Source organism: Chloroflexota bacterium, from assembly GCA_014360805.1.
Lineage (GTDB): Bacteria > Chloroflexota > Anaerolineae > DTLA01 > DTLA01 > DTLA01.
On the sequence record JACIWU010000044.1, the window covers coordinates 1 to 20,393 of the forward strand.

Here is a 20,393-nt window from a genome sequence, read left to right on the forward strand (position 1 = left end):
GTAGATTTCCCCCGCGACCTTCAGCAACATTTTGAAAACGCCATTGTAAACGGTAGAATCCCCAGCGGGTTCAAAGCCGCGGCCGAGAAGTTCGCTGCGGACTTCGGCGCATCCCTTGCAGACATGCGCCGGGTTCTAGAATCCGCGCACCGCAAGGGGCTGGTGCAACCCGCTGGCGACGAGTTTGAAATCCTGGCCCCCCTCAATCCCAGCGTGGAAAGCCTGTTCCAACACACGAGCCGGGCTGGCTTGACCCCGTCTTCCAGCATCCGCCGCGTGGCAGTTGAGCCGGCGGCAGAGCGCGTGGCGCAGCGGCTCCAGGTGGATGTGGGTTCGCCGGTGTACAGGCTGGAGCGCACCCGCATCGTGAACGAAGAGGTCATCGCCGATCAGGTCAACTTCATTCCCTACGAAGTCTGCCCCGGCCTGGAGGACGACGACATGACCCATCATTCTTTCCAGCGACTGCTAGAGGGGAAGTACCATGCCGTCGTCGCGGACGTGCGCGAAGAAGTCGTCCTCCAGGCGGCGGGGGCCGAGGATCAGGCCGTCCTGGGATTACAGCCCAACTCGCCCGTCCTGGTGGTGCAACGGTTGAGCATCAGCCGCACCGGCCAGCCCCTGGTGTGGGCAGACATCCACACACGGCCAGACCGGTATCACTACGTCGCTTCGCTCTGGCCGCAGGCCGCCTACCTTCTGAATCGGGCACAGAACCATTAGCGCGGGCAACGGAATTGTAAGGCAATTGTCAGCGAATCGTCGGATGGAAAGGTGTAGTCTGGAGTATCAACGCAGGGAGGAAGACTCATGTCAACCGCAAAGACCCGAATCTACCCCATCAACACCGGATGGGCCGAGGCAGACCTCGGCACGTACATCTTCTTCAAAGGCCCAGGGGGCCAGAAGACCGAAATCCCCATGATTTGCTTCTACGTGGACACCGGCGAGCACAAAATCATGGTGGACACGGGCATTCCCGACGCCGAACGCGCCACGCGCTACCACCACAAGACCCGCAAGGCGGACTGCTTGGACAGCCCCGATGCGCTCCTGAAGATGGGCGTGAACCCCGACGACATAGACATCTGCATCTTCACCCATCTGCACTGGGATCACGTTTCCTGCATGAAGCGGTTCCGCAACGCGCGCTACATCGTCTCGGCGGCAGAATTGCATTGGGCGTACAACCCGCTGCCCTTGTACTACCGCTCCTACGAGTCGCCGGTGCTGGGGATAGAAGCGCCCTTCATCGGCTGCAACTTTGAGGTGGTGGAGGGAGAAGCCACCATCGTGCCGGGCGTGAAGGTCTTCCCCACCCCCGGGCACACGCCGGGCCACCAGTCCGTGGAAGTGCAGACCGAGGCGGGCACCATCGTGCTCGTCGGCGACGCCATCTTCACCTACCGCAACTTTGAGCCGAACATGGACGAGCACTGGCGCTACTGGGTACAACAGCGGTTCGTCAGCATGATTGACGGCTGGCGGAGCATGGAGGAAATTGACCGGCGCGCGGACTTCATCCTGCCGTGCCACGACGCCAAGGTCATGGAGCATCCGGTGTATCCCTATCCGGGGATGCCACTCCGAAAACGCAGGGAGCCGATCCCTGGCGCGCCGTTCTATTTCGCGGGAATCTAGTCGGCACCCCACCGCCTGGCCTGCGAGCCAGGCATGGGCCGTGCGCGACATCCTCAACACCCGTGCGTCATGAGCGAGGGAACCCATGAAAACCAAGCGCACCGTTGTCATCGTCGCCACCTTGGACACCAAGGGCGAGGCGGCGGCGTACCTTCGCGACGAGATCGCGTCCTGGGGACTGGACACCATCCTCATTGACCCGGGCGTGCTGGGCACCCCCACGGTCAAGCCCGACATCACGCGCGAGGAAGTGGCCCAGGCCGCCGGCACCACACTGCAAGCGCTCATCGCCCAGGGCAAGAAGGGCATCTGCATCGCCAAGCAGACCGAGGGCCTCTGCAACATCGTGCGCAGGCTCTGGGAAGAAGGACGACTGGACGGCATCGTCGCCATTGGCGGCGGCCAAGGCACGTCCATCGGCACCGCCGCCATGCGGGTGCTGCCGGTCGGCGTGCCCAAACTCATGCTCTCCACCATCGCAAGCGGCCTGTTCCGTTTCGGCCCCTACGTCGGGACGAAAGACATCTGCATGATGCACTCGGTAACCGACATCCTGGACGTGAACGCCATCAGCCGCCCCATCCTTCGCAATGCCGCCAACGCCATTGCGGGCATGGCCCTGCGCCACCCCGCCCCGGCCCAACACGAGAAGCCCGTCATCGCGGTTACGCAACTCGGCATCACCACGCCTTGCGTCATGCGCGTCAAAGCCATCCTGGAAACCAAAGGCTACCAGATCGTGCCCTTCCATGCCAACGGCTCCGGCGGCCCGGCCATGGAAGACCTGATAGAAGCCGGGAAGTTCGCGGGCGTCATAGACCTCAGCGTGCACGAGGTCATTGATGGCATCTACGACGGGCTGGCCGGCGCGCAGAACCGCATGGACGCGCTGACCCGCTATGCGATTCCAGCCGTCGTCTCCGTGGGCGGCGGCGACTACCTCCTGTGGGAGAGCGTGGACAAGGCTCCGCCCGCCTACCGCGACCGGCCCAAGATGGTGCACAACGCGCAGATGACGGTGTTCCAGCCCTCTCCGGAAGAAATGGCCACTGCCGCGCGTGCGATGATTGACCGACTCAACCGCGCGCTCGGCCCCACGTTGGTCATCATCCCCACGGTGGGCTTCTCGGACATGAACCAGCCCGGACGCGAACTCTACAACCCCGAAGGCAACGAGGCGGTGATCCGCGAGTTCCAGACAGGGCTGCGGCCGGAAGTGCCGCTCGTGCTCATTCCGGCGCACATCAACGACCCAATCTTCGCCGACGCGGTGGCCGATTGCATGGCCCGCCTTTTGGATGGCGAAAAGCCCGCGGAGGTGGCGGCGCGGTACGGAAACGGGGGATAGTGCCATGAGACTGGCGGCGGACACGGACTTCGGTCGCGTGCGGCGGGCAATGCTCCGCCAAGGCGACCGTGACCGCGCGCCGCTGTTTGAACTCTCGGTCCACAACACCATCAAGGCGCGGTTTCTCGGGCGCCCCGTCCGCACATGGGCCGACGAAGTGGAGTTCTGGCAGGCCGCCGGATACGACTTCGTGCCCGTCCGTGCGGGCGTTCGCTCGCTGGTGCGCGGTGTGCACCCCGCCATAACCGAATGGCTTCGGCAGCGAAAACCCGAAGCCCTCCAGCAGCACGCCCGCGGGTGGGCCAGCGAGACCGTGGGCATCATCGCCACGCGCGACGAGTTTGAGCAATTCCCGTGGCCGGCGCCGGAAACCCTGAGCGGGTACCAGGACTACCCCTCGCTGGAGGCGCAACTCGCCGCCATCGCCGAGTGCCTCCCGCCCACGATGAAGGTGATACCCCAACTGGGATACATCTTCATGGGCGCGTGGCAACTCATGGGCCTGGAGAACTTCAGCCTCCAGTTGGCCGACGACCCCGAATTCGTGAAGGCCGTCATAGACAAACTGGGCAATTTGCAGATGGCCGTCCTGGAGATTCTCCTGCAGCACGAGTGCGTGGGCGCTATCTGGATGCCCGACGACCTGTGCTACAACACGGGGCCGCTGGTGTCGCCCAAGGTGTACCGACGGTTGGTCTATCCCTGGTACCAGGCCATTGTCCAGAGGTGCCACCAGGCCAACCTACCCGTCGGCTTCCACAGCGACGGCGACCTGGCGCGCGTCCTGGCCGACCTGGTGGAATGCGGCTTTGACTGCATCCACCCGCTTGAGCCGCCCATGAATGACATCATTACTGTCAAGCGCCAGTGGGGACATCGCATTTCCGTCGCCGGCAACATTGACCTCAAGGCCACCCTGTGCGGCGGCACGCCCGCCGACGTAGAGGCCGAAGTGCGACAGAAAGCCGCTGCCCTGGCTCCGGGTGGGGGGTGGCTCATCGGATCCAGCAACTCCATCCCCGACTTCGTTCCGTTTGAGAACTACCTGGCGCTTCTGGAATGCAGCCTGAAATACGGGCGCTACCCGGCAGGCGGATAGCCGAGCCGCCATCGGCCACGACATACGGAGGGAAAGCATGAGGATCGCGATCATCGGCACGCTGGACACCAAAGGCCACGAGGTTCGTTTCGTGCGCGATACCATCGCTGCCCTGGGACACGAAACGCTTATCCTTGACCCGGGCACGCTCGGCCAGCCCGCCATCCCCGCCGATGTGTCCCGCACCGAAATCGCGCGGGCCGCGGGCTGGGAATTGCCCGACCTCCTCGCCACCCGCGACAAGGCGCTCATCCAGTCCACCATGACCAACGGCCTAGTGAGCACGGTAACCCGCCTTTACCAGCAAGGCGCATTCCAGGGGGTGATCGCCGTCGGCGGCGCGCAGGGAACCGCCATCGCCACAGCCGCCATGCGCGCCCTTCCGGTCGGCGTCCCGAAGTTCATGGTGTCCACCGTGGCCTGCGGCAAGACCACTTTCGGCCCCTACGTGGGCACGAAGGACATCGCCATGCTGCACTCGGTGGCCGACATCTCGGGGCTGAACCGCATTACGCGCCGCCTGCTGGCCCAGGCCGCGAGGGCCGTCGTCGCCATGGCCGCCGAACCGCCTGCTGCCGAGATGCCCGACCGAGAACTCGTCGCCATCACCCAGGCCGGCATCACCACGCCCGGCGTCATGGCCGTGAAGGAGCGCCTGGAAGCCCTCGGCTTTGAGGTCGTCGCGTTCCATTGCAACGGCATCGGCGGGCAGGCGATGGAGGAACTCATCTCGCAGGGCGTGATTCGCGGCCTCATTGACTTCTCGCCCCACGAGATCACCGACCTCCTCTTCGGCGGCCTCATGCCCGCCGCGCCAGAGCGGATGAAGGCCGCGGGGCTTATGGGCATCCCACAGGTCGTCGTCCCGGGCTGCACCGACATCCGACTCCACGGCGTGGGCGATGAGTTGCCGTTGGAGGTGAGGGACCGCGCATGCGTTCGCCACTCCCCGACGCACACGCACGTGCGCACCACGCCCGAGGAGATGGAACAGGTGGCGCATTTCATCGCCACGCGCCTGAACGAAGGCCACGGCCCGCGCGCCTCGGTCATCCCCTTGCGCGGCTACAGCATGTTGAACAAGCAAGGGCATCCGTTGTACGATGAGGCGGCGAACATGGCCTACGTGCTCACCATGCGCCGAGAACTCGCGCCCGAGGTGCGCCAGGTGGAAGTGGACGCCCACATCAACGACCCGGAGTTCGCCGACGTTGTCGTGGAAACCTTCATGAGCCTGCGCCGCGAAGCCGGCAACGCCAGCGTCCCTCCCGCGACGCGGCCACAGGAGATATGAGGCCATGACGGACAGGATGACCCCCCGCGAGCGCGTCATCGCCGCGGTAGAGCATCGCTCTCCCGACCGCGTGCCCATTGACATCGGCGGCTCGTCGGTAACTACCATCATCGGGAAAGCCTACGAGCGCCTGAAGGCAACGCTTGGTATCGCCGGCGAGACGCGCTATATGAAGCGCAAATCGGGCACGGTGTTCCTAGACGAGCAAATCGCCGTGCGGCTGCATTCGGACACGCGGCCCCTCCTGCCCGGCAGCCCCGATGGATGGCAGGACATCTACTTCGCCGATGGTTCGTTCCAGGACGAGTGGGGCGTCGTGTGGGCCAGGGCGGGCGAAGGCCACTACGCGCCTGTGGGCAACCCGCTCCGCGCCGCCGACTTGGACGACCTGGCGCGGTACCTGTGGCCCGACCCGCTCAACCCAGGCCGGACGCGCGGCCTCCGCGACCAGGCCCGGCGCCTGCACGAGGAAACGGACTACGCCGTCGTGTTGAGCCTGCCGGTGGGGTTCGTGCACCAGAGCCAGTATCTTCGCGGCTACCAGGAATACCTCATGGACTTGATTCTGAACCCCGCCTTCATTGAAGCCCTCATGGACAGGACGCTGGAGTTCTGGATGCACCTGGCCTCGGCGGTGCTGGATGAGGTCGGCCCGTTCGTGGACGTCATCCAATTCGGCGACGACGTGGCATTCCAGGACCGGCCCATGGTGGACCCGCGCCGCTACCGTCGGATGATCAAGCCGCGCCACAAGCAGATGATAGATTTGCTCAAGAGCAAATCCCGCGCCAAAGTGCTGTATCACTGTTGCGGCGCGGTGAGCACCCTGATTCCCGATTTCATTGACATAGGCGTGGACGCGCTCAATCCCGTGCAGGTATCGGCCGTGGGCATGGACACCGCGCGCCTGAAGGCCGAATATGGGAATCACATCGCGTTCTGGGGCGCTGTGGATACCAGCCACGTCCTGCCCTGCGGCTCGCCCCAGGACGTGCGCGAAGAGGTGATGCGCCGCATCCAGGACCTGGGCGCGGGCGGCGGGTACGTCGTCGCGTCCGTCCACAACATCCAGGAAGACGTGCCGCCCGAGAACATCCTGGCCATGGCCGACGCGGCCTACGAATTCGGGCAGGGAGCCGCGCACCGATAATCTGCCCAACCGAGGGAACCATGCAAGAGGCATTTGCGTATCCAGAAGAGATTGTCCGCGACGGATTCATCATCGCCACGTACTACACGGAGATGGACCGTTCGTCCGATGTGCTGGCGAAGGCCCGCGCGCTGGCCGTGGGGCAAAGCGTGGGCACATGGACGCCCGTCCCCGGCGTAACGCCCGAGATGGCGGCGCGCCACATGGCCCGCGTCGTCGCCGTATACGACCTCCCTCCAGCCGAACTCGCGTCGGACCTGCCGGAAGGCAAGCGTCCCGTGATCCTGCAAATCGCCTTCCCGGAAATCAACTTCGGGCCTCAATTCCCGATGCTCCTGACCACGCTTCTGGGCAACGAAGCCTCCACCTCGTCGCAGGTCAAGTTGCTAGATATCCAACTTTCGCCCACCTTTGCCGGCGGCTTCCAAGGCCCCAAGTTCGGGATTGAAGGCGTGCGCAAGCACCTGGCCATCTTCGGGCGGCCCATCCTGCTGAACATGATCAAGCCCTGCACCGGATTCGGCCCCGACGAGGGAGCGGCGCTCTTCGCCGAAGTGGCGCGGGGCGGCGTGGACATCATCAAGGACGACGAACTCCTCGGCAACCCGTCGTTCAACACCCTGTCCCGTCGCGTAGCGGCCTATCGGCGGGCGGCGGAGCGCGTGTACGAGGAGACCGGCCACCGCGCCGCCTACTGCGCCAACATCACGGACCGCATAGACAACCTGGCGGAAAACGCCCGCCGCGCCCAGGAGTTGGGCGCTTCCATGGTCATGGTCAACGCGGCGGCGGTGGGTCTCGGCGCGCTCCACATGCTCGCGGATGACAAAGCCATCGCCATCCCCATACTGGCCCATTCGGCGGGCGCGGCAACTCTCACCGAGAACCCGCGTTCCGGCATCGCGTCGCCGCTCCTCCTGGGCAAGTTGGTACGGCTGGCCGGAGCGGACGCGGGCATGTTCAACTCCGTCTACACCCACTACCCCTTCCTGCGCGAGCGTTACCTGCGCATCGCGCACATGCAGCGCATGCCGCTGTTCCACCTCAAGCCCACGCTGCCCACCATCGGCGGCGGTATCACGCCAGCCAACGCCGTGCGAATCATCCAGGACTTCGGGCCGGACATCATGCTGGCCGTCGGCGGGGCAATCCAGGGGCACCCCGACGGCGCTGCCGCCGGAGCCAGAGCCATGCGCCAGGCCATTGACGCCGCAGTCCAGGGCATCCCCCTGGACGAGCAGGCGAGACAACATCCCGAACTGAAGCGCGCGCTGGAAGTCTGGGGGCAGTAGCCCTACGGCCGCGCGCAGTGTAGTTATGTCAATTCAAAGGAGCGCACATTGCTGACCGAATTTCATCGCCAAATCACGCGAGCGGCCCTGTCCCCCTACTTCACCGAGGCCGCCGTGGAGGTCGCCATACGCGCCAACATCGCGCAGGACGGCCTCAAGGGCCAAATCGGCCACGCCGAGTACCACGTGGACAACGCGATTCCCCCCGCGTTCCGCTACATGCAGGCGCAGCAGCGCCAGGCGGTCTTGGCCTTGCAGCGCGGGGACTGCGAGCGCGGGATGCGGTGCCTGGGCCGCTGCCTGCACGCAGTCCAGGATTTCTATTCGCACACCACGTATGTGCGGGTGTGGCTCCGCGAAAACCGCCACCGCGACACGACGCCCGACGACATCCCGCCGCTTCTGGACTGGCTCGCGCGCCCAGACCTCACCACCGGCCGCGCCGTGTTCGGCGAACTGCTCACGTTCCTGCCCGTCGTCGGGCCGTTCTTCACCCGCGTCCTGCGCCTGCCCGACGACAGCCACTTCGTGCAGAACCTGGATGGCCCCCACCGCGGTTCGGAATTCGCCTACGTTCTCGCCGCCGCGCAGAAGCATTCGGATTGGATCGCCCAGACCACCTGGGCGCAGGCGCAGGACAGCCCAGCCCGCGACCTCTGGTGCATGCGCCCGCGGTAGCAAGCCACGCCCTGGACGCGCCCGTGTCCTCTTGCGTCCTCGTGAGCGAAGCGAAGGAATCCCCGTGGGCGTGCCACAAAGGGAGACAGGGGGAGGATGAGGGAGTAGTCTTCCTGCCGTCAGACCGCGAAGACCAGCGCCGCGCCCGCCCCCACAAGCGCGCACGCGAAAAGCGCGTCGGCCCACCCCGCCTGGAGCGTGGACTTGGCCTTCGCGTCCAGGTCAAAGGCGCGGGCCGACGCCGACTTCACCACGTCGTCGCCGTAGCGCAGCGCGTTGGCGATGACGGTTACCAGAAACAGGCGCATCGCCTGCGCGGGCTTGCGGAATCCCCCGCGCAGGCGAATTGTGTGATAGGCGGCCTCCACCGCGTCGCGCAGCACCGGCCCCAGGTTCAGGGCAACCCCGAGCGCAAACCCAAGCCCGCGCATGTTGGCCGCCTCAAACAGGCGCACCATCTCCGAAACTGACAGGGCAGCCAGGCTGATGGCGAACGCCAGCATCAGCGCCACCGCCCGCACGCTCATCCAAAGCCCAATGACGAACCCCTCGCGCGAGAGCCGCAGGAAGCCCCACTGCAGGTCGCGCTCTCCCAGGAGAAGCCCCGAAAGTACCGCCACCGAGGCCAGCGTCAGCCAGAATCGCCCGCGCGTCAGAATCCGCAGCCCGCTGCTGCCCAGCAGCGCCCCAACCGCGAGCACCGCCAGCAGAAACGGGCCCAGGCGGGCGTCCGGCAGCAATGCCACCAGCGCGAGCGTCCAGACCAGGAAGGCCAGGTAACTGATGGAGTTCAGGCGGAACCTCGCCGCCACCGACATGCCCCTACTCGCGTGCAAGCCGTCGCCCCACCAAGCGCCCCAAATCCCAGCCGATCCACCCCGCCACCGCTCCAACGATGACACGGAACAGGAATAGAATGACGATGATGGCCACGGCGTAGGCCACGTCTATGCCCAGCAACTTGCTGCCTTCCTTCACCATCTTCGTATACACCTGCACGATGCCCTGGCCGTACAGAAGCCACATCATGACGAACTTGTGGAAGAAGTTCCAACTCACGGCCAGTGCTCCGGCCAGCATGTACAGCCCCCTCGTCGGCGTGGCCCGCAGCCATAGCGCCAACTCCATGAGGATGGCCTCCGCCAGGATGGCCACAATCGGGCCGATCACGATCCCGCCCAGGCTGAAGGCCTTGAATATCGCCGTTACCACGCCGATGCCCAGCACCGACCCTCGCTTGGGGACAAACCACCGCCCCACAAGAGCGATGATCGCCCCGATGCCCGCCATAATCAGCCCGACCACGAATGTATCGGCCAGCGGCGGGAACAGCACATGCAAGTACGACCCCAGGGTGATCTCAAGAATGCCCCACAACGCACCAAAGACAGCCACATAGATCCAATCGCGCACCGTGAACGTGGACTTTGCCATGTGTGTCCTCCTTGCAAGTCTAATGTGCTAATGGCCAGCCTACCCATGAATCGCCTGCTTCAAACTCTGATGCCTTTGCTCGCGGGCCTCCTTTCCCAGATGCGCGGTATTGCGCACCTGAATGATCTCGGCGGCGATGCTCACCGCAATCTCCATGGGCGTCTCTGCGCCAATCCCTAGGCCGATGGGAGCGTAGACTCGGTTCAGCGCATCCTCCGGCACGCCCTGCTCGCGCAAAGCCTGGAACGTCTGCTCCACCTTCCGGCGGCTGCCGATCATCCCCAGATACGCCAGCGGCAACTGCACCAACTGCGCCAACGCCGCGCGGTCTCCCATGTGGTTCGGCGTCATGATCACCGCATAGGTCTGGGCGTCAAACCACTCCTTCGGCAGCGCGTCATAGGACTGCACCTGAACCAACTGCGCCGACTCCGGGAAAAGCGACGCATCCAGTTCTCGCGTATCCATCACCACGACGCGAAAATCCAACAGCGCGGCCAGTCGGCTCAAGGCGTTCCCGACGTGCCCGCCGCCGATGATCACCAACCTCGGCTTGGCGGCCACCAACTCCAGGAACACCTCGGCGTCGCCGCCGCATATCCCCGCGTCGCCCCCGCCGCGCAGCGAGAAGTCCAGACGCATCGGCCGGCCCTTCGCAAAGACCTCCTGCGCCGCCGCCACCACGCGCATTTCCAACTCCCCGCCGCCCACGCTACCCAGCGTGCGCCCGTCCTGCCAGATGAGCATCTTCGCGCCCATGTTCCGCGGCGTGGAACCCTTCGCGCCCACCACCGTGGCCACACAGACGCTCTCGCCCTTCTCAACCGACTCGTAGATCGCCTTGTACAAGTCTGCTGCGTTCTCCATCACTGCCCTCCTCAACTCATCGGTGCGTGTGAGCAATCTCTGCCGGACTCACCACCGGCATGGTCGTCGGCACCGCGCCGTCCGCTACAATGCGCCCTCCCGCCATCCGCACAATCCGCCGCGCGTATCGGCACACCAGGCGGTCATCGTGCGTGATGAGCAAAATCGCTTGCCCGTTTTCATTCAGTTGCGTGAGATAGTCCATGAGCCTGCTCAAATGTGCCCAGTCCTGGCCCATCGTCGGCTCGTCCAGGATGAGCAGACGCGGCCGGACCGCCAGCGCCGCCGCCAGGGCGGTGCGCTGCTGCTGCCCCGCGCTCAGGTTCTGGATGCGGCTCCGACGCAGCCCCTCAAGGTCCGCCGCCGCCAGAAGTGACCCAAGGTCGGCCCCCACCCCGTAGTTCGTCGGCCCGTAGGCCACCTCCTCGTCCACGTAGTCGCACACCAACTGGTTCAGCGGGTTCTGGAAGAGGAGTCCCACGCGCCGCCCCGCCGGCAGCCGTCGCAGCGACGGGTGCCACTCCACCTTGCCGTGGGCGGCGTGCACGATGTCGGCCAGCACCCGCGCCACGGTGCTCTTCCCCGCGCCGTTCTCCCCCACCAGCGCCACAAACTGCCCGGGGTAGATCGCCAGGTCTAGCCCATCCAGGACCCGATGCTTCCCGTAGCCTGCCGAAACCCCGCGCAACGCCACCAGCGGTTCGTCGCCATGCGGTCGCGGTGCTGGCCCAACGGGGTCCACCCGTCGGCCCACGTCGCACCAGGGGTACCGCAGCCCCAACATCGCCAGCAGCGCCCGGTCCGACAGCAACGCCCCGGGCGCGCCGTCGGCCACAATTCGCCCGCGCTCCATCAGCACCACCCGCGTCGCCACCGATGCTGCCGCCGCCAGCCGATGCTCAATCAGGACCACCGCCACGCCGTGCTCCCGGCGCAGCCGCTCCAACGCGGCCAGCAACTGCTCCACGCCGCGCCAGTCCAGATGCGCCGTCGGCTCATCCAGGACCAGAACGCTCGGGCGCAGCGACAGCACAGACGCGATCGCCACGCGCTGCTGTTCGCCGCCCGACAACGCCCGCAATTTACGCGTTCGCAGATGCGCGATGCCCACGGTCTCCAGCGCCTCGTCCACCCGCGACCGGATTTCCGTCGCCGACAGGCCGATGTTGCGGGGCGCAAAACCCACCTCTTCTTCCACGGTGGTATTGAACAGTTGCGTCGCGGGGTTCTGGAAGACGATGCCCACCGTCCTTGCCAGGGCCGGCACGGGGGCCTGCTGCGTGTCCAGGCCGTCCACCGTAACCCGGCCCGACACCCGCGCGGGCACCGCCTGCGGGATCAACCCGGCCAGGGCCAACGCCAGCGTGCTCTTGCCGCACCCCGAAGGCCCGCTGATCAGCACAAACTCGCCCGCCCCGATGCTTAGCGACACGTCGGCCAGCGCCGCATGGGAGCCATAGGAAACCGAAAGGGAATCTATCCGAATCATAGCATCTCGCGGCAGGAATCCAGCCACTCCATCACAGCATGGACCTGCCCTCGCCGGAATTCGTACACCGCTTTCAAGAACGGATCGTCCGCTCCATCCACCAGTCGCGCAAACGCGTCGGCCCGGACCCGGCACAGCGCCTGCTGCCGATCAATGAGGTCGCCGAGTCCCGGCAAGCCGAGTTTTCGGAACAGAAAGAGCCGACTCAAGAATTCCAGTCGGATGCCGCGGATGTGAGGGGTAGGTTCGTGCAACCAGTTCAGGAAGTGCGCCCGGCCCGCGTCGGTGATGCTGTACACTTTGCGCGGGGGGCGGTTGGGCTGCGCCTCGGTCTCGCAGGCCACCAGGCCCTCGTCCTCCAGCGTCTTGAGTTGCGCGTACAACTGACTCAGGCCCAACTGCCACACAGCCCCCAGCGACCCGGCGAACTCCTGGTGCAGTTCGTAGCCGTGCTTGGGGCCGGGCATGAGAAGTCCCAGCAGGACGGGACCGGCCGACAGTGCTCGTTCTCGTGCCATAGGGCATACTCACTTTCCGAATATTCTGGAATTGAATACAGCCCCATTATAGACATTCTCGGCGTTCTGTCAACTTCGGAGGGGCTTCGCCCCGTGCGCGCTACTCTGGCCTCCACCCGACTCCAAATGTACATGGCCGTACACCTGCGCTCATAGAACCCGAATCTTTCACGCCAGATGCAGCGTTATCCCCAATAGGAAACACGCACACCCCTTCTACGAAGGCCTTCCCATGCAACCCACCCCGGGATATTCGGCTTTGAAATTGCCTGAGGGATGTGGTATACTTCGGAAAGACAGAGGGTGTGAGATGATGCAACAGAAACGTCTCATGCGTGCGGCAGGCCTGCTTGCCGTGGCGTGCGCCTGCGTCATGGCAAGCGCGTTCTCGGCGACGCAGGCGCTGCCCAGCCAGGCCGATGTGCGTGTAGCGTCCGACGGCGCTTGGAACGTGCGAGCGCTTGGGCAAATGCCCTCCGGACGCAAGACGGCACTCGCGGTGCGCGACGGCTACGCGTACCTTGCCATTGGCACGCGACTCGTCATTGCGGACGTTTCAGACCCGACAGCGCCCAAGCCGGTCGGATGGACGGATGCGCTCCCCCACTCGGTTCTGGACATTGCTCTGTCGGGCAACTACGCATACCTTGCTGACGGCCATCACGGGCTGCGCCTCGTGGACATATCGGACCCCACCCACCCGTGGGAGGTCAGCTCCTACGACACGCCAGGCTATGCGATGGGGGTGGCAGTGGCGGGCCACTACGCCTACATTGCCGATTATGACGGTGGCCTGCGGATCATAGATGTGTCCAATCCCCACCGATTGGTGGAGACAAGTTTCCTCTACCTCAGTTCGCACGCGACCGACGTGGCCGTCGTGGGAGACTACGTGTTTGCGGGAGTATGGGGTCTGATAACCATAAGCGGCAACTACGCTTATGTCGTAGGAACAATCTCCATAATAGACGTGTCCGACCCTTATGCGCCGCGGGAAATCGGACCTCTTCCGCTGTCGCTTCCCGGGGGTATGCACATCGTAGATGTATCCGACCTCGCCCACCCCGTAGAAGTTGGCGCCTACATACCAGAATATTATGACGACATCAGCGCGATCAGCGTGTGGGGGAACCGCGCGTGCATCGGACTAAACCACGGAAATCCTTTCTATGAGGATGGCTCCCTTGCCGTTCTGGATTTGGGGGACATTACCTCACCCGTGCGGCGGGGAGTATACCGCACTGAAGGCTCCATATCGGCAGTTTCTGTTACAGCCAATTATGCTTACGTCGCCGATGCTCAGAAGGGGCTTCTGGTTCTAGACATCAGCAACCCCGACTCCCCGGCCCAGGTCGGTGCGTACCTAACCCCGCACCACCTCACGGAGATGACCACCTACCAGGATCATCTCCTCGTTACCACAGGCGAAAGCCTGGCGGTCGTGGATTTCTCCGAGGCAAGCGGCCCCCAGGAACTCGGTTTCTGCGACTACGGCGGCATCGGAGGGGGAGGGCCTGTCGTTACCTCGCGCCACTACGCGTTCGTTGCGGTTCGTGAGAACCTTATCACTGGGAAACTTAGCGAGATCTTGGTCATAAACCTCGCCGCTCCCCAGTCTCCCACACTGGTCGGCCGCTGGCATTCTTGGGACTACAGGCAGAATGACCTCGCGGCCGCTGGCAACTACGTTTACACCGTCGTTTTTGACCCTGCCGACGGATACCTGCGAATCGTAGATGTAGCCGACCCAGAGCGCTGGTGGATGGATTGGCTCGGATACTGCCGCACACCCGGCGACGCCTTTCAGGTGGCCGTCAGCGAGGGATATGCGTACGTAGCCGACGGCCGAGGCGGACTGCGCATCATTGATGTTTCGGATCCAACCAACCCCACAGAGGTCGGCGCTTACGCTGAAATTGACACGGCTCGCTATGTGGCGGTCGGGGATTCCTACGCCTACGTGGTGGGGGGAAAGCGCATCTGGATCATAGACATCTCAGACCCGACGCATCCGACAAAGGCCGGCGAATTTGACATCCCTGGTTGGGTTGAGGACATCGCTTTCGCACAGCCCTACCTCTACGTCGCAGACCCCACATTCGGGCTGAGGGTCCTGGACGTCTCCGATGCGGCGCATCCGAGAGAAGTAGGCTTCTACGAGATACCCGACGGTGCGAGCCATGTCGCGGTGGGAGGCGACATCATCTACGTCGCGAATGTGTGGTGGGACGGGATGATATGGTTCTTGCGCTTCCCGGCCGAACCCGAACCCAGACCAACATCCAGGCCGACGGCCACGCCGTTTCCAGCACAGACAATCGCGATAGAGGCAGAACACGGGTACGTCGTGAGGCCAGGGATGGACCTGGGTGCCGCCACACAGGCATCGCAGTGCGGGTTCGTGGAGACCAGGCTGGGCAATCAGGGGTCGGTAACGCTCACGTTCTATGTTCACACCCCAGGCAACTATGCCATCTGGGCGCGCGTGCAAGGCAGCGGCGAGTACACCGGCAACTCGTTCTTCGTGTCCATTGACGGAGCGGAGCGGTTCTGGCACGAGTTCGTGCCATACGGCCCCACGCCCCCCACGTGGATTTGGAGCAGAGTGCACATGTACGGGCGGCCCGTTGAAGAACGCTACTACTTTGGCCCCGGCGTCCACACCCTACGGTTTGACGGGCGCGAGATGGGCGCCCGGCTGGACAAGGTTCTCCTCACCACCGACCTATCCTACACCCCCGGCGACCAAGATGTCGTGCCATGCTCGCTCAACACGCCCACGGCCACGCCCACCCACACGCCGCTGCGCCCAATCCTGCCGACGTACACGCCCACGCGCACCCCCACTCCCACACCCACAGCCACGCCGACCCCTTCGCCCACACCAACACCCCGCGCCAAGGCCCTGCTGCCGGTGATTGTGAAGGGCGTCCAGACTCGCCGCTGAGCGCCGGCCACGGGCCAGCAGCACCCCCGCGCAAAAACTGCGGGGCTTGCCGTTACCATCCGACAAGCCCCGCTGCAATCGGGTGCCGCGACATCTACAACTAGGCCGGGAGAGACCCATCCGTGCTCCTGCAGAGCGCGCCAGAACTAGGCGGGCCAGCCACCCGTGATGAGAAGGTAGGCCGGGATCATGAGCGTGATCAGCGAGTCCACGACCAGGATCCACTTGACGAAAAAGCCCGCCCACTTGGTCCCAAGCGCTAGGTTCAGCCAAGCCGTAGCGAACAGCGTAGCCCAGGTCAGGGCGAAGATGCCCAGAATCGTGTTCCCCGTCGTGCCCAGGCCAAAGAAGAAGACCGCCGACAGGAGCGTGAACAGCGCAGCGCCCAGGCAGAGCCATCCCAGGGCCTTCAGATCGTAGCCGGCCAGCAGGCACCACCCCAGGACGATGTAGAACAGGCTGAAGGCCATGGTCAGGCCGCAAAGGATCATGAGGAACGAGTCGCCGCCGGCGGTGAAGCCCAGTTGGAGCCCGCAGGCGTTCATGATGACGCCTACGGCCACGTTCGCGACGCCAGCACCTTTGGGGTCAGCCTTACCGAACAGGAACGCCGCGTCCACGATGAAAATGAACGCCGCTAGAAGCAAGATAATCGGACCCATCTGTTTCCCTCCTCACAGTTTCAATCAGTCGTATACCGAACGATTTGGGTCACCCGAGCGACTTGGAGCCGTGGCTTTCACTGCCTACACAGCCGCCTCTCCCTTCGGCCAGCGCACCCGATCCTCTGGTTCCCCTCAGTTCCTACAACACCGAACTGCGCTGAAAGTTTCTAACGTTGGAAACCTCTCTTGCTATACGCCGCCCACATCACAAGCCAAGACTCGGGAAAAACCGCCCATCGGGGAGCCTGCTGCAGCCAGCCCCCCCGATGGGGTCATCCAGTGCTAGCCCTTCGCCTGCAACGCGCAGAGCACTTTCTCCGGCGTTATCGGCAGTTCGTCAATCCACACGCCGATGGCCTCGTGGACCGCGGCGGCGATAGCCGGGCCGGGCGCATTCGCCGTCATTTCGCCGATGCCCTTCGCGCCAAAGGGCCCGTCGGGGGACGGGCATTCGTAGATGGCCGCCGTAACCTCGGGCACGTCCACCGCGGTGGGAATCACATAGTCTCCGAACGTCTCGGCTGGGAACTTCACCGGCGACTTGTACGGATACAGTTGCTCCATCAGCGCAGCGCCTATGCCCATGACCGCGCCGCCCTGGATTTGCCCTTCGGCCAGCAGCGGATTGATGGCCTTGCCGACATCGTAGGCGCAGTCCAGCCGCAGTACGGTAACCTCGCCCGTGTCGGTGTCCACCTCCACTTCCGCCTCAACCGCGGCCCACGCCAGCGTCGCGAACGGGTCCGTCTTGCCGGTGGCGGGGTCCGGAGCCGAGGGCGCGCGCATGTAGTGGCCGCGCCCCACGATCACCTTCCGCAGGCCGAAGGTGGCCTCGCCCGCGATCGCCCCGATGTCCACCGAACGCTCGGGCGCACCCTTGACGTATATCTTGCCGTTCGCGGCTTCCAGGTCATCCGGCGACGCCTCCAGTTTGTCCGCAGCCACGCTGAACAGGATCTGCTTGGCCTCCCGGGCCGCCTGCTTGGTCGCGTTGCCCGCCACGAAGGTAACCCGGCTGGCAAAGGTGCCGAAGCAGAGCGGGCCGGTATCCGTGTCGTCGTTCACCACGTCCACGCGGTCATAGGGCACGCCCAGTTCCTCGGCGGCAATCTGCGCCAGCACCGTCTTGCACCCCTGGCCGATGTCCACCGACGTGAGGATCAGGTCCACGCTGCCATCCGGCTTGACCTTCACCACCGCCTGGCTGGAGTCGCCGCCCCCGCTCATGCCGGTAGGATAGAGCCCGACTGCAAACCCAACTCCTCGCTTTTTCATCTCTACCCCTCCCTCTTCTGCGCCGAGGTCATCGCCTTCAGGTGAGGCGGCAGTTCCTTGCCCACTACCCCGGCCAAAGTCTGCATCGTCTCAATCAGCGCAACCGCATCCACCACGCGCTGCGTCGCCGTCATCTCGCCCTCGCGGAACGCGTTCTTGAATCGCAGTTCCCACGGGTCCATACCTAGCGCCTCGGCGATCTTGTTCATCTGCATCTCGCCCGCGTAGGTGGCCGGCGTGATCCCAAACCCGCGCATGGAACTGGCAGGCGGCTTGTTCGTGTACACGCAGTACCCTTCCACGTAAACGTTGGGGATGAAATAGGGGCCTGCTACCAGGAAGCAATGCTTGTCCACCACGTAGGCGTTCAGCGACGTGTAGGCGCCCGAGTCGCGGATGCTCTTGACTTGCCGCGCCACAAGCCGCCCATCCTTCGTAACGCCATCCTTGAACTCCATATCCCACGAGCCGCGGAAGGTGGAGAACAGGAGATCTTCCTCGCGCGTCCAGCGCCATTTGACCGGCCGGCCTGTCTTCAGCGCCAGCAGCGCCGTGATGTGGTCGGCGTGCACGTCGTTCTTGGACCCGAAACCGCCGCCCACCGTCCCGCCGATCATCCGCACCTTGCTCATCGGCAACCCCACGATGTTGCACACCCAGGTCAGGTGGAAGTACATCGCCTGGCTGACCGTGTAGATGGTCAACCGGCCCGTCGCCTCCGGCACCGCCAGGGACGCATGGGGCTCCAACTGGGCATGCTTCAGGCTCTGATGATGGTACTTGCCTTCCACGATGATGTCGGCTTTCTTGAAGCCCTCGTTGATGTCGCCGAAGATGATCTTGCGGCACGGGCTGTCACCGAACATGAAGATGTTGCCCTCGGGCCGAACCTTGGGAGCGTCGGGCTTCATTGCCTCCAGCGGATCAAATACCGGCTCCTGCTCCTCAATCTCCAACTTCATCTTGTCCACGGCTTCCAGGGCTGCGTCTTCATCTTCCGCAGCGACAACGGCGATCAACTCGCCCTTGTAGCGCACATGATCCTCGGCCAGCACGTACTGGTCGCCGCCCCAGCCGTAGCGGTTGTTGGGAACATCCTTGTGGGTGATGACCGCTACCACACCGGGGACCTTTTCTGCGGCGCTCAGGTCCAACTTCTTGATCAACCCCTTTGGGACAGGGCTGCGGAGGCCTTTGGCTACCAGGGTACCTGGGACGATGACATCATCCACGAAGCGCGTCTCGCCCGCTACGTGGGCAAGGCCGTCATACCGCTTGACTCTTTGTCCAACTACATTCAGCGCCATGGAATCCTCTCCTTTCTAGGCCTTCTCGCCCGCTGCGGCCAAAACGGCTTCCACGATCTTCACGTAGCCGGTGCAGCGGCAGAGGTTGCCAGACAGCGCCTCTTTCACCTCTTCGCGCGTCGGCTTCGGGTTCTCGTCCAGAAGCGCCTTCGCCGCCATGAGCATACCGGGCGTGCAGAAACCGCACTGGGCCGCGTAGTGCTCATGGAAGGCCAACTGCAGGGGATGGAGGGCTCCGGGCCGTCCAAGCCCCTCAACCGTCAACACTTCCTTGCCCTGCACGGTCAGCGCGTTGGTGATGCAGGCCTTGACCAACTTGCCGTTCACCAAAACCGAGCACGCGCCGCAGTCGCCGGTCTCGCAACCGATCTTCGGGCTGGTAATGCCCAACTTCTCCCGCAGCACCTGCAGCAGGGTCGTCGTGGCCTTCACCTCTACCTTGTAAGCCCGACCGTTGACTTTCAATTCCAATGTGTACATGGAAGCCACCCCTTTCTACGCTACAATCCGCTCAAGGAGGCTCTTGACAAGCCCCTCGCTGGCCTGACGCCGGTACCACGCGGAGGCACGCACGTCGTCAATGGGCGATGTCTCCTCGGCTGCGGTCTTGGCGATCTTGGCGATCAGTTCGGCATCCAGCGCGCTCCCCTCCAGCAATGCCGATGCCCTCTTGGCCACAAGCGGCGTGGGCGCAACAGCATTCAGCACGACGCGCGCCTGAGTGCATTTCTCAAAGTAGCACGCCTGATCGCGCGCCAGCGCCGTGCCGCGCGGCGCCCCTTCCGCCTTGAAGACGACCGCACCCGCAACCACCGACAGCGTACCGGCTTTCCTCCGCCCGATCTTGTGGTAGGCGAATTTCAAGTCCTTGTCGGGCACGGGGACGATCACTTCCACCAGCAACTCATCCGGCTTGCGAACGGTTTCGCCGGGGCCCCTGAAGAACTCCTCCAGCGGCACCACGCGCTCGCCCGACTTGGACGCCAGTTTCACCGAAGCGCCCAGCGCCAGGAGAGGCACCGACGAGTCCGCCGCGGGCGACGCCGTTACCAGGTTGCCGCCGATGGTGCCCGCGTTGCGAATGGCGGGCGTTCCGATGTGCTTCACGGCCTCGGCCAACAAGGGCAGTTTCTGCTTGACGACGTCGGATCGGAGTATCTCGGCGAAGGGAGTCGCGCCCCCGATCACGACCTTGTCCCCCAGGTCTTTGATGTAGTTGAGGCCGCACTCGCCAATGTACACGAGGACTTCGGGGGCAAGTTGGCGGCGGTTGACTTTGACCATGATGTCGGTGCCGCCAGCCAGAACATGGGCCTTCGCCCCGTACTTGGCGAGCAGGTCTAGGGCCTCTTGCACACTGCTTGCGCGATAGAACTCGCCTCCAGACAT

Annotated in this window: 19 protein-coding genes; 9 read left to right on the forward strand and 10 right to left on the reverse strand. The window is 64.3% G+C overall.

Translation table 11 applies throughout. The features are described 5' to 3' along the window. Positions 1–123: 123 nt before the first annotated feature. From H5T65_08755 to H5T65_08790, 8 genes are all read left to right on the forward strand, one after another. A complete protein-coding gene (locus H5T65_08755; protein MBC7259325.1) occupies positions 124–723 on the forward strand; it encodes a UTRA domain-containing protein in 600 nt (199 codons plus the stop codon). An 87-nt stretch (positions 724–810) separates the two neighbouring features. Then, the gene (locus H5T65_08760) at positions 811–1,641 is read left to right on the forward strand and encodes an N-acyl homoserine lactonase family protein (protein ID MBC7259326.1); all 831 of its coding nucleotides are present in this window, start codon (positions 811–813) and stop codon (positions 1,639–1,641) included. Positions 1,642–1,726: 85 nt separating this feature from the next. After that, entirely contained in the window at positions 1,727–2,989 is a 1,263-nt protein-coding gene (locus tag H5T65_08765) for a Tm-1-like ATP-binding domain-containing protein (GenBank protein MBC7259327.1), read from the forward strand. A gap of 4 nt (positions 2,990–2,993) precedes the next feature. Beyond that, positions 2,994–4,088 (forward strand): hypothetical protein, encoded by a 1,095-nt coding sequence (locus tag H5T65_08770; protein MBC7259328.1) that lies wholly within the window; start codon positions 2,994–2,996, stop codon positions 4,086–4,088. Between the two features lie 37 nt (positions 4,089–4,125). Further along, a complete protein-coding gene (locus tag H5T65_08775; GenBank protein ID MBC7259329.1) occupies positions 4,126–5,382 on the forward strand; it encodes a Tm-1-like ATP-binding domain-containing protein in 1,257 nt (418 codons plus the stop codon). Positions 5,383–5,386: 4 nt separating this feature from the next. Next, positions 5,387–6,532, forward strand: a complete 1,146-nt coding sequence (locus tag H5T65_08780) for a uroporphyrinogen-III decarboxylase (GenBank protein ID MBC7259330.1) — start codon at positions 5,387–5,389, stop codon at positions 6,530–6,532. Positions 6,533–6,552: 20 nt separating this feature from the next. Then, on the forward strand, positions 6,553–7,824 hold the full coding sequence (locus H5T65_08785) for a transcriptional regulator (GenBank protein ID MBC7259331.1): 1,272 nt from the start codon (positions 6,553–6,555) through the stop codon (positions 7,822–7,824). Positions 7,825–7,872: 48 nt separating this feature from the next. Then, entirely contained in the window at positions 7,873–8,502 is a 630-nt protein-coding gene (locus H5T65_08790) for a hypothetical protein (GenBank protein ID MBC7259332.1), read from the forward strand. A 119-nt stretch (positions 8,503–8,621) separates the two neighbouring features. Here H5T65_08790 and H5T65_08795 read toward each other — a convergent pair whose 3' ends face one another. The 5 genes from H5T65_08795 to H5T65_08815 are packed head-to-tail and all read right to left on the reverse strand — an operon-like array spanning position 8,622 to position 12,810. After that, on the reverse strand, positions 8,622–9,320 hold the full coding sequence (locus H5T65_08795) for a hypothetical protein (protein MBC7259333.1): 699 nt from the start codon (positions 9,318–9,320) through the stop codon (positions 8,622–8,624). A gap of 4 nt (positions 9,321–9,324) precedes the next feature. Next, positions 9,325–9,936, reverse strand: a complete 612-nt coding sequence (locus H5T65_08800) for a hypothetical protein (GenBank protein MBC7259334.1) — start codon at positions 9,934–9,936, stop codon at positions 9,325–9,327. Positions 9,937–9,975: 39 nt separating this feature from the next. Next, entirely contained in the window at positions 9,976–10,803 is an 828-nt protein-coding gene (locus tag H5T65_08805) for an XdhC family protein (GenBank protein ID MBC7259335.1), read from the reverse strand. Positions 10,804–10,819: 16 nt separating this feature from the next. Beyond that, positions 10,820–12,292, reverse strand: coding sequence for an ABC transporter ATP-binding protein (locus H5T65_08810; protein ID MBC7259336.1), 1,473 nt, complete (start codon positions 12,290–12,292; stop codon positions 10,820–10,822). Beyond that, entirely contained in the window at positions 12,289–12,810 is a 522-nt protein-coding gene (locus H5T65_08815; protein MBC7259337.1) for a PadR family transcriptional regulator, read from the reverse strand. The genes H5T65_08810 and H5T65_08815 overlap by 4 nt, the downstream gene beginning before the upstream one ends. Before the next feature lie 310 nt (positions 12,811–13,120). Between H5T65_08815 and H5T65_08820 the strand changes: the two genes are divergently transcribed. After that, positions 13,121–15,757 carry a hypothetical protein gene (locus H5T65_08820; GenBank protein MBC7259338.1) on the forward strand — a complete coding sequence of 879 codons (2,637 nt, stop codon included), beginning with the start codon at positions 13,121–13,123 and terminating at the stop codon, positions 15,755–15,757. A gap of 146 nt (positions 15,758–15,903) precedes the next feature. On the opposite strand, the gene H5T65_08825 is transcribed toward H5T65_08820, so the two are convergent. The 5 genes from H5T65_08825 to H5T65_08845 all read right to left on the reverse strand — a co-directional run bounded on the left by H5T65_08825 (position 15,904) and on the right by H5T65_08845 (position 20,360). After that, complete coding sequence (locus H5T65_08825) at positions 15,904–16,419, reverse strand: hypothetical protein (GenBank protein MBC7259339.1); 516 nt, start codon at positions 16,417–16,419, stop codon at positions 15,904–15,906. A gap of 285 nt (positions 16,420–16,704) precedes the next feature. Then, positions 16,705–17,697, reverse strand: a complete 993-nt coding sequence (locus H5T65_08830) for a molybdopterin-dependent oxidoreductase (protein ID MBC7259340.1) — start codon at positions 17,695–17,697, stop codon at positions 16,705–16,707. Between the two features lie 2 nt (positions 17,698–17,699). Further along, a complete protein-coding gene (locus H5T65_08835) occupies positions 17,700–19,004 on the reverse strand; it encodes a xanthine dehydrogenase family protein molybdopterin-binding subunit (GenBank protein ID MBC7259341.1) in 1,305 nt (434 codons plus the stop codon). A gap of 15 nt (positions 19,005–19,019) precedes the next feature. Then, positions 19,020–19,484, reverse strand: a complete 465-nt coding sequence (locus tag H5T65_08840; protein MBC7259342.1) for a (2Fe-2S)-binding protein — start codon at positions 19,482–19,484, stop codon at positions 19,020–19,022. Positions 19,485–19,499: 15 nt separating this feature from the next. After that, complete coding sequence (locus tag H5T65_08845; GenBank protein ID MBC7259343.1) at positions 19,500–20,360, reverse strand: xanthine dehydrogenase family protein subunit M; 861 nt, start codon at positions 20,358–20,360, stop codon at positions 19,500–19,502. Positions 20,361–20,393: the final 33 nt, after the last annotated feature.

Excerpts from the sequence above, each read along its gene's own strand:
- H5T65_08755 (MBC7259325.1), top strand. The coding sequence starts at position 124 with ATGCGCCGGGTTCTAGAATCCGCGCACCGCAAGGGGCTGGTGCAACCC.
- H5T65_08760 (MBC7259326.1), top strand. The coding sequence starts at position 811 with ATGTCAACCGCAAAGACCCGAATCTACCCCATCAACACCGGATGGGCC.
- H5T65_08765 (MBC7259327.1), top strand. The coding sequence starts at position 1,727 with ATGAAAACCAAGCGCACCGTTGTCATCGTCGCCACCTTGGACACCAAG.
- H5T65_08770 (MBC7259328.1), top strand. The coding sequence starts at position 2,994 with ATGAGACTGGCGGCGGACACGGACTTCGGTCGCGTGCGGCGGGCAATG.
- H5T65_08775 (MBC7259329.1), top strand. The coding sequence starts at position 4,126 with ATGAGGATCGCGATCATCGGCACGCTGGACACCAAAGGCCACGAGGTT.
- H5T65_08780 (MBC7259330.1), top strand. The coding sequence starts at position 5,387 with ATGACGGACAGGATGACCCCCCGCGAGCGCGTCATCGCCGCGGTAGAG.
- H5T65_08785 (MBC7259331.1), top strand. The coding sequence starts at position 6,553 with ATGCAAGAGGCATTTGCGTATCCAGAAGAGATTGTCCGCGACGGATTC.
- H5T65_08795 (MBC7259333.1), bottom strand. The coding sequence starts at position 9,320 with ATGTCGGTGGCGGCGAGGTTCCGCCTGAACTCCATCAGTTACCTGGCC.
- H5T65_08800 (MBC7259334.1), bottom strand. The coding sequence starts at position 9,936 with ATGGCAAAGTCCACGTTCACGGTGCGCGATTGGATCTATGTGGCTGTC.
- H5T65_08805 (MBC7259335.1), bottom strand. The coding sequence starts at position 10,803 with ATGGAGAACGCAGCAGACTTGTACAAGGCGATCTACGAGTCGGTTGAG.
- H5T65_08810 (MBC7259336.1), bottom strand. The coding sequence starts at position 12,292 with ATGATTCGGATAGATTCCCTTTCGGTTTCCTATGGCTCCCATGCGGCG.
- H5T65_08815 (MBC7259337.1), bottom strand. The coding sequence starts at position 12,810 with ATGGCACGAGAACGAGCACTGTCGGCCGGTCCCGTCCTGCTGGGACTT.
- H5T65_08820 (MBC7259338.1), top strand. The coding sequence starts at position 13,121 with ATGATGCAACAGAAACGTCTCATGCGTGCGGCAGGCCTGCTTGCCGTG.
- H5T65_08825 (MBC7259339.1), bottom strand. The coding sequence starts at position 16,419 with ATGGGTCCGATTATCTTGCTTCTAGCGGCGTTCATTTTCATCGTGGAC.
- H5T65_08830 (MBC7259340.1), bottom strand. The coding sequence starts at position 17,697 with ATGAAAAAGCGAGGAGTTGGGTTTGCAGTCGGGCTCTATCCTACCGGC.
- H5T65_08835 (MBC7259341.1), bottom strand. The coding sequence starts at position 19,004 with ATGGCGCTGAATGTAGTTGGACAAAGAGTCAAGCGGTATGACGGCCTT.
- H5T65_08840 (MBC7259342.1), bottom strand. The coding sequence starts at position 19,484 with ATGTACACATTGGAATTGAAAGTCAACGGTCGGGCTTACAAGGTAGAG.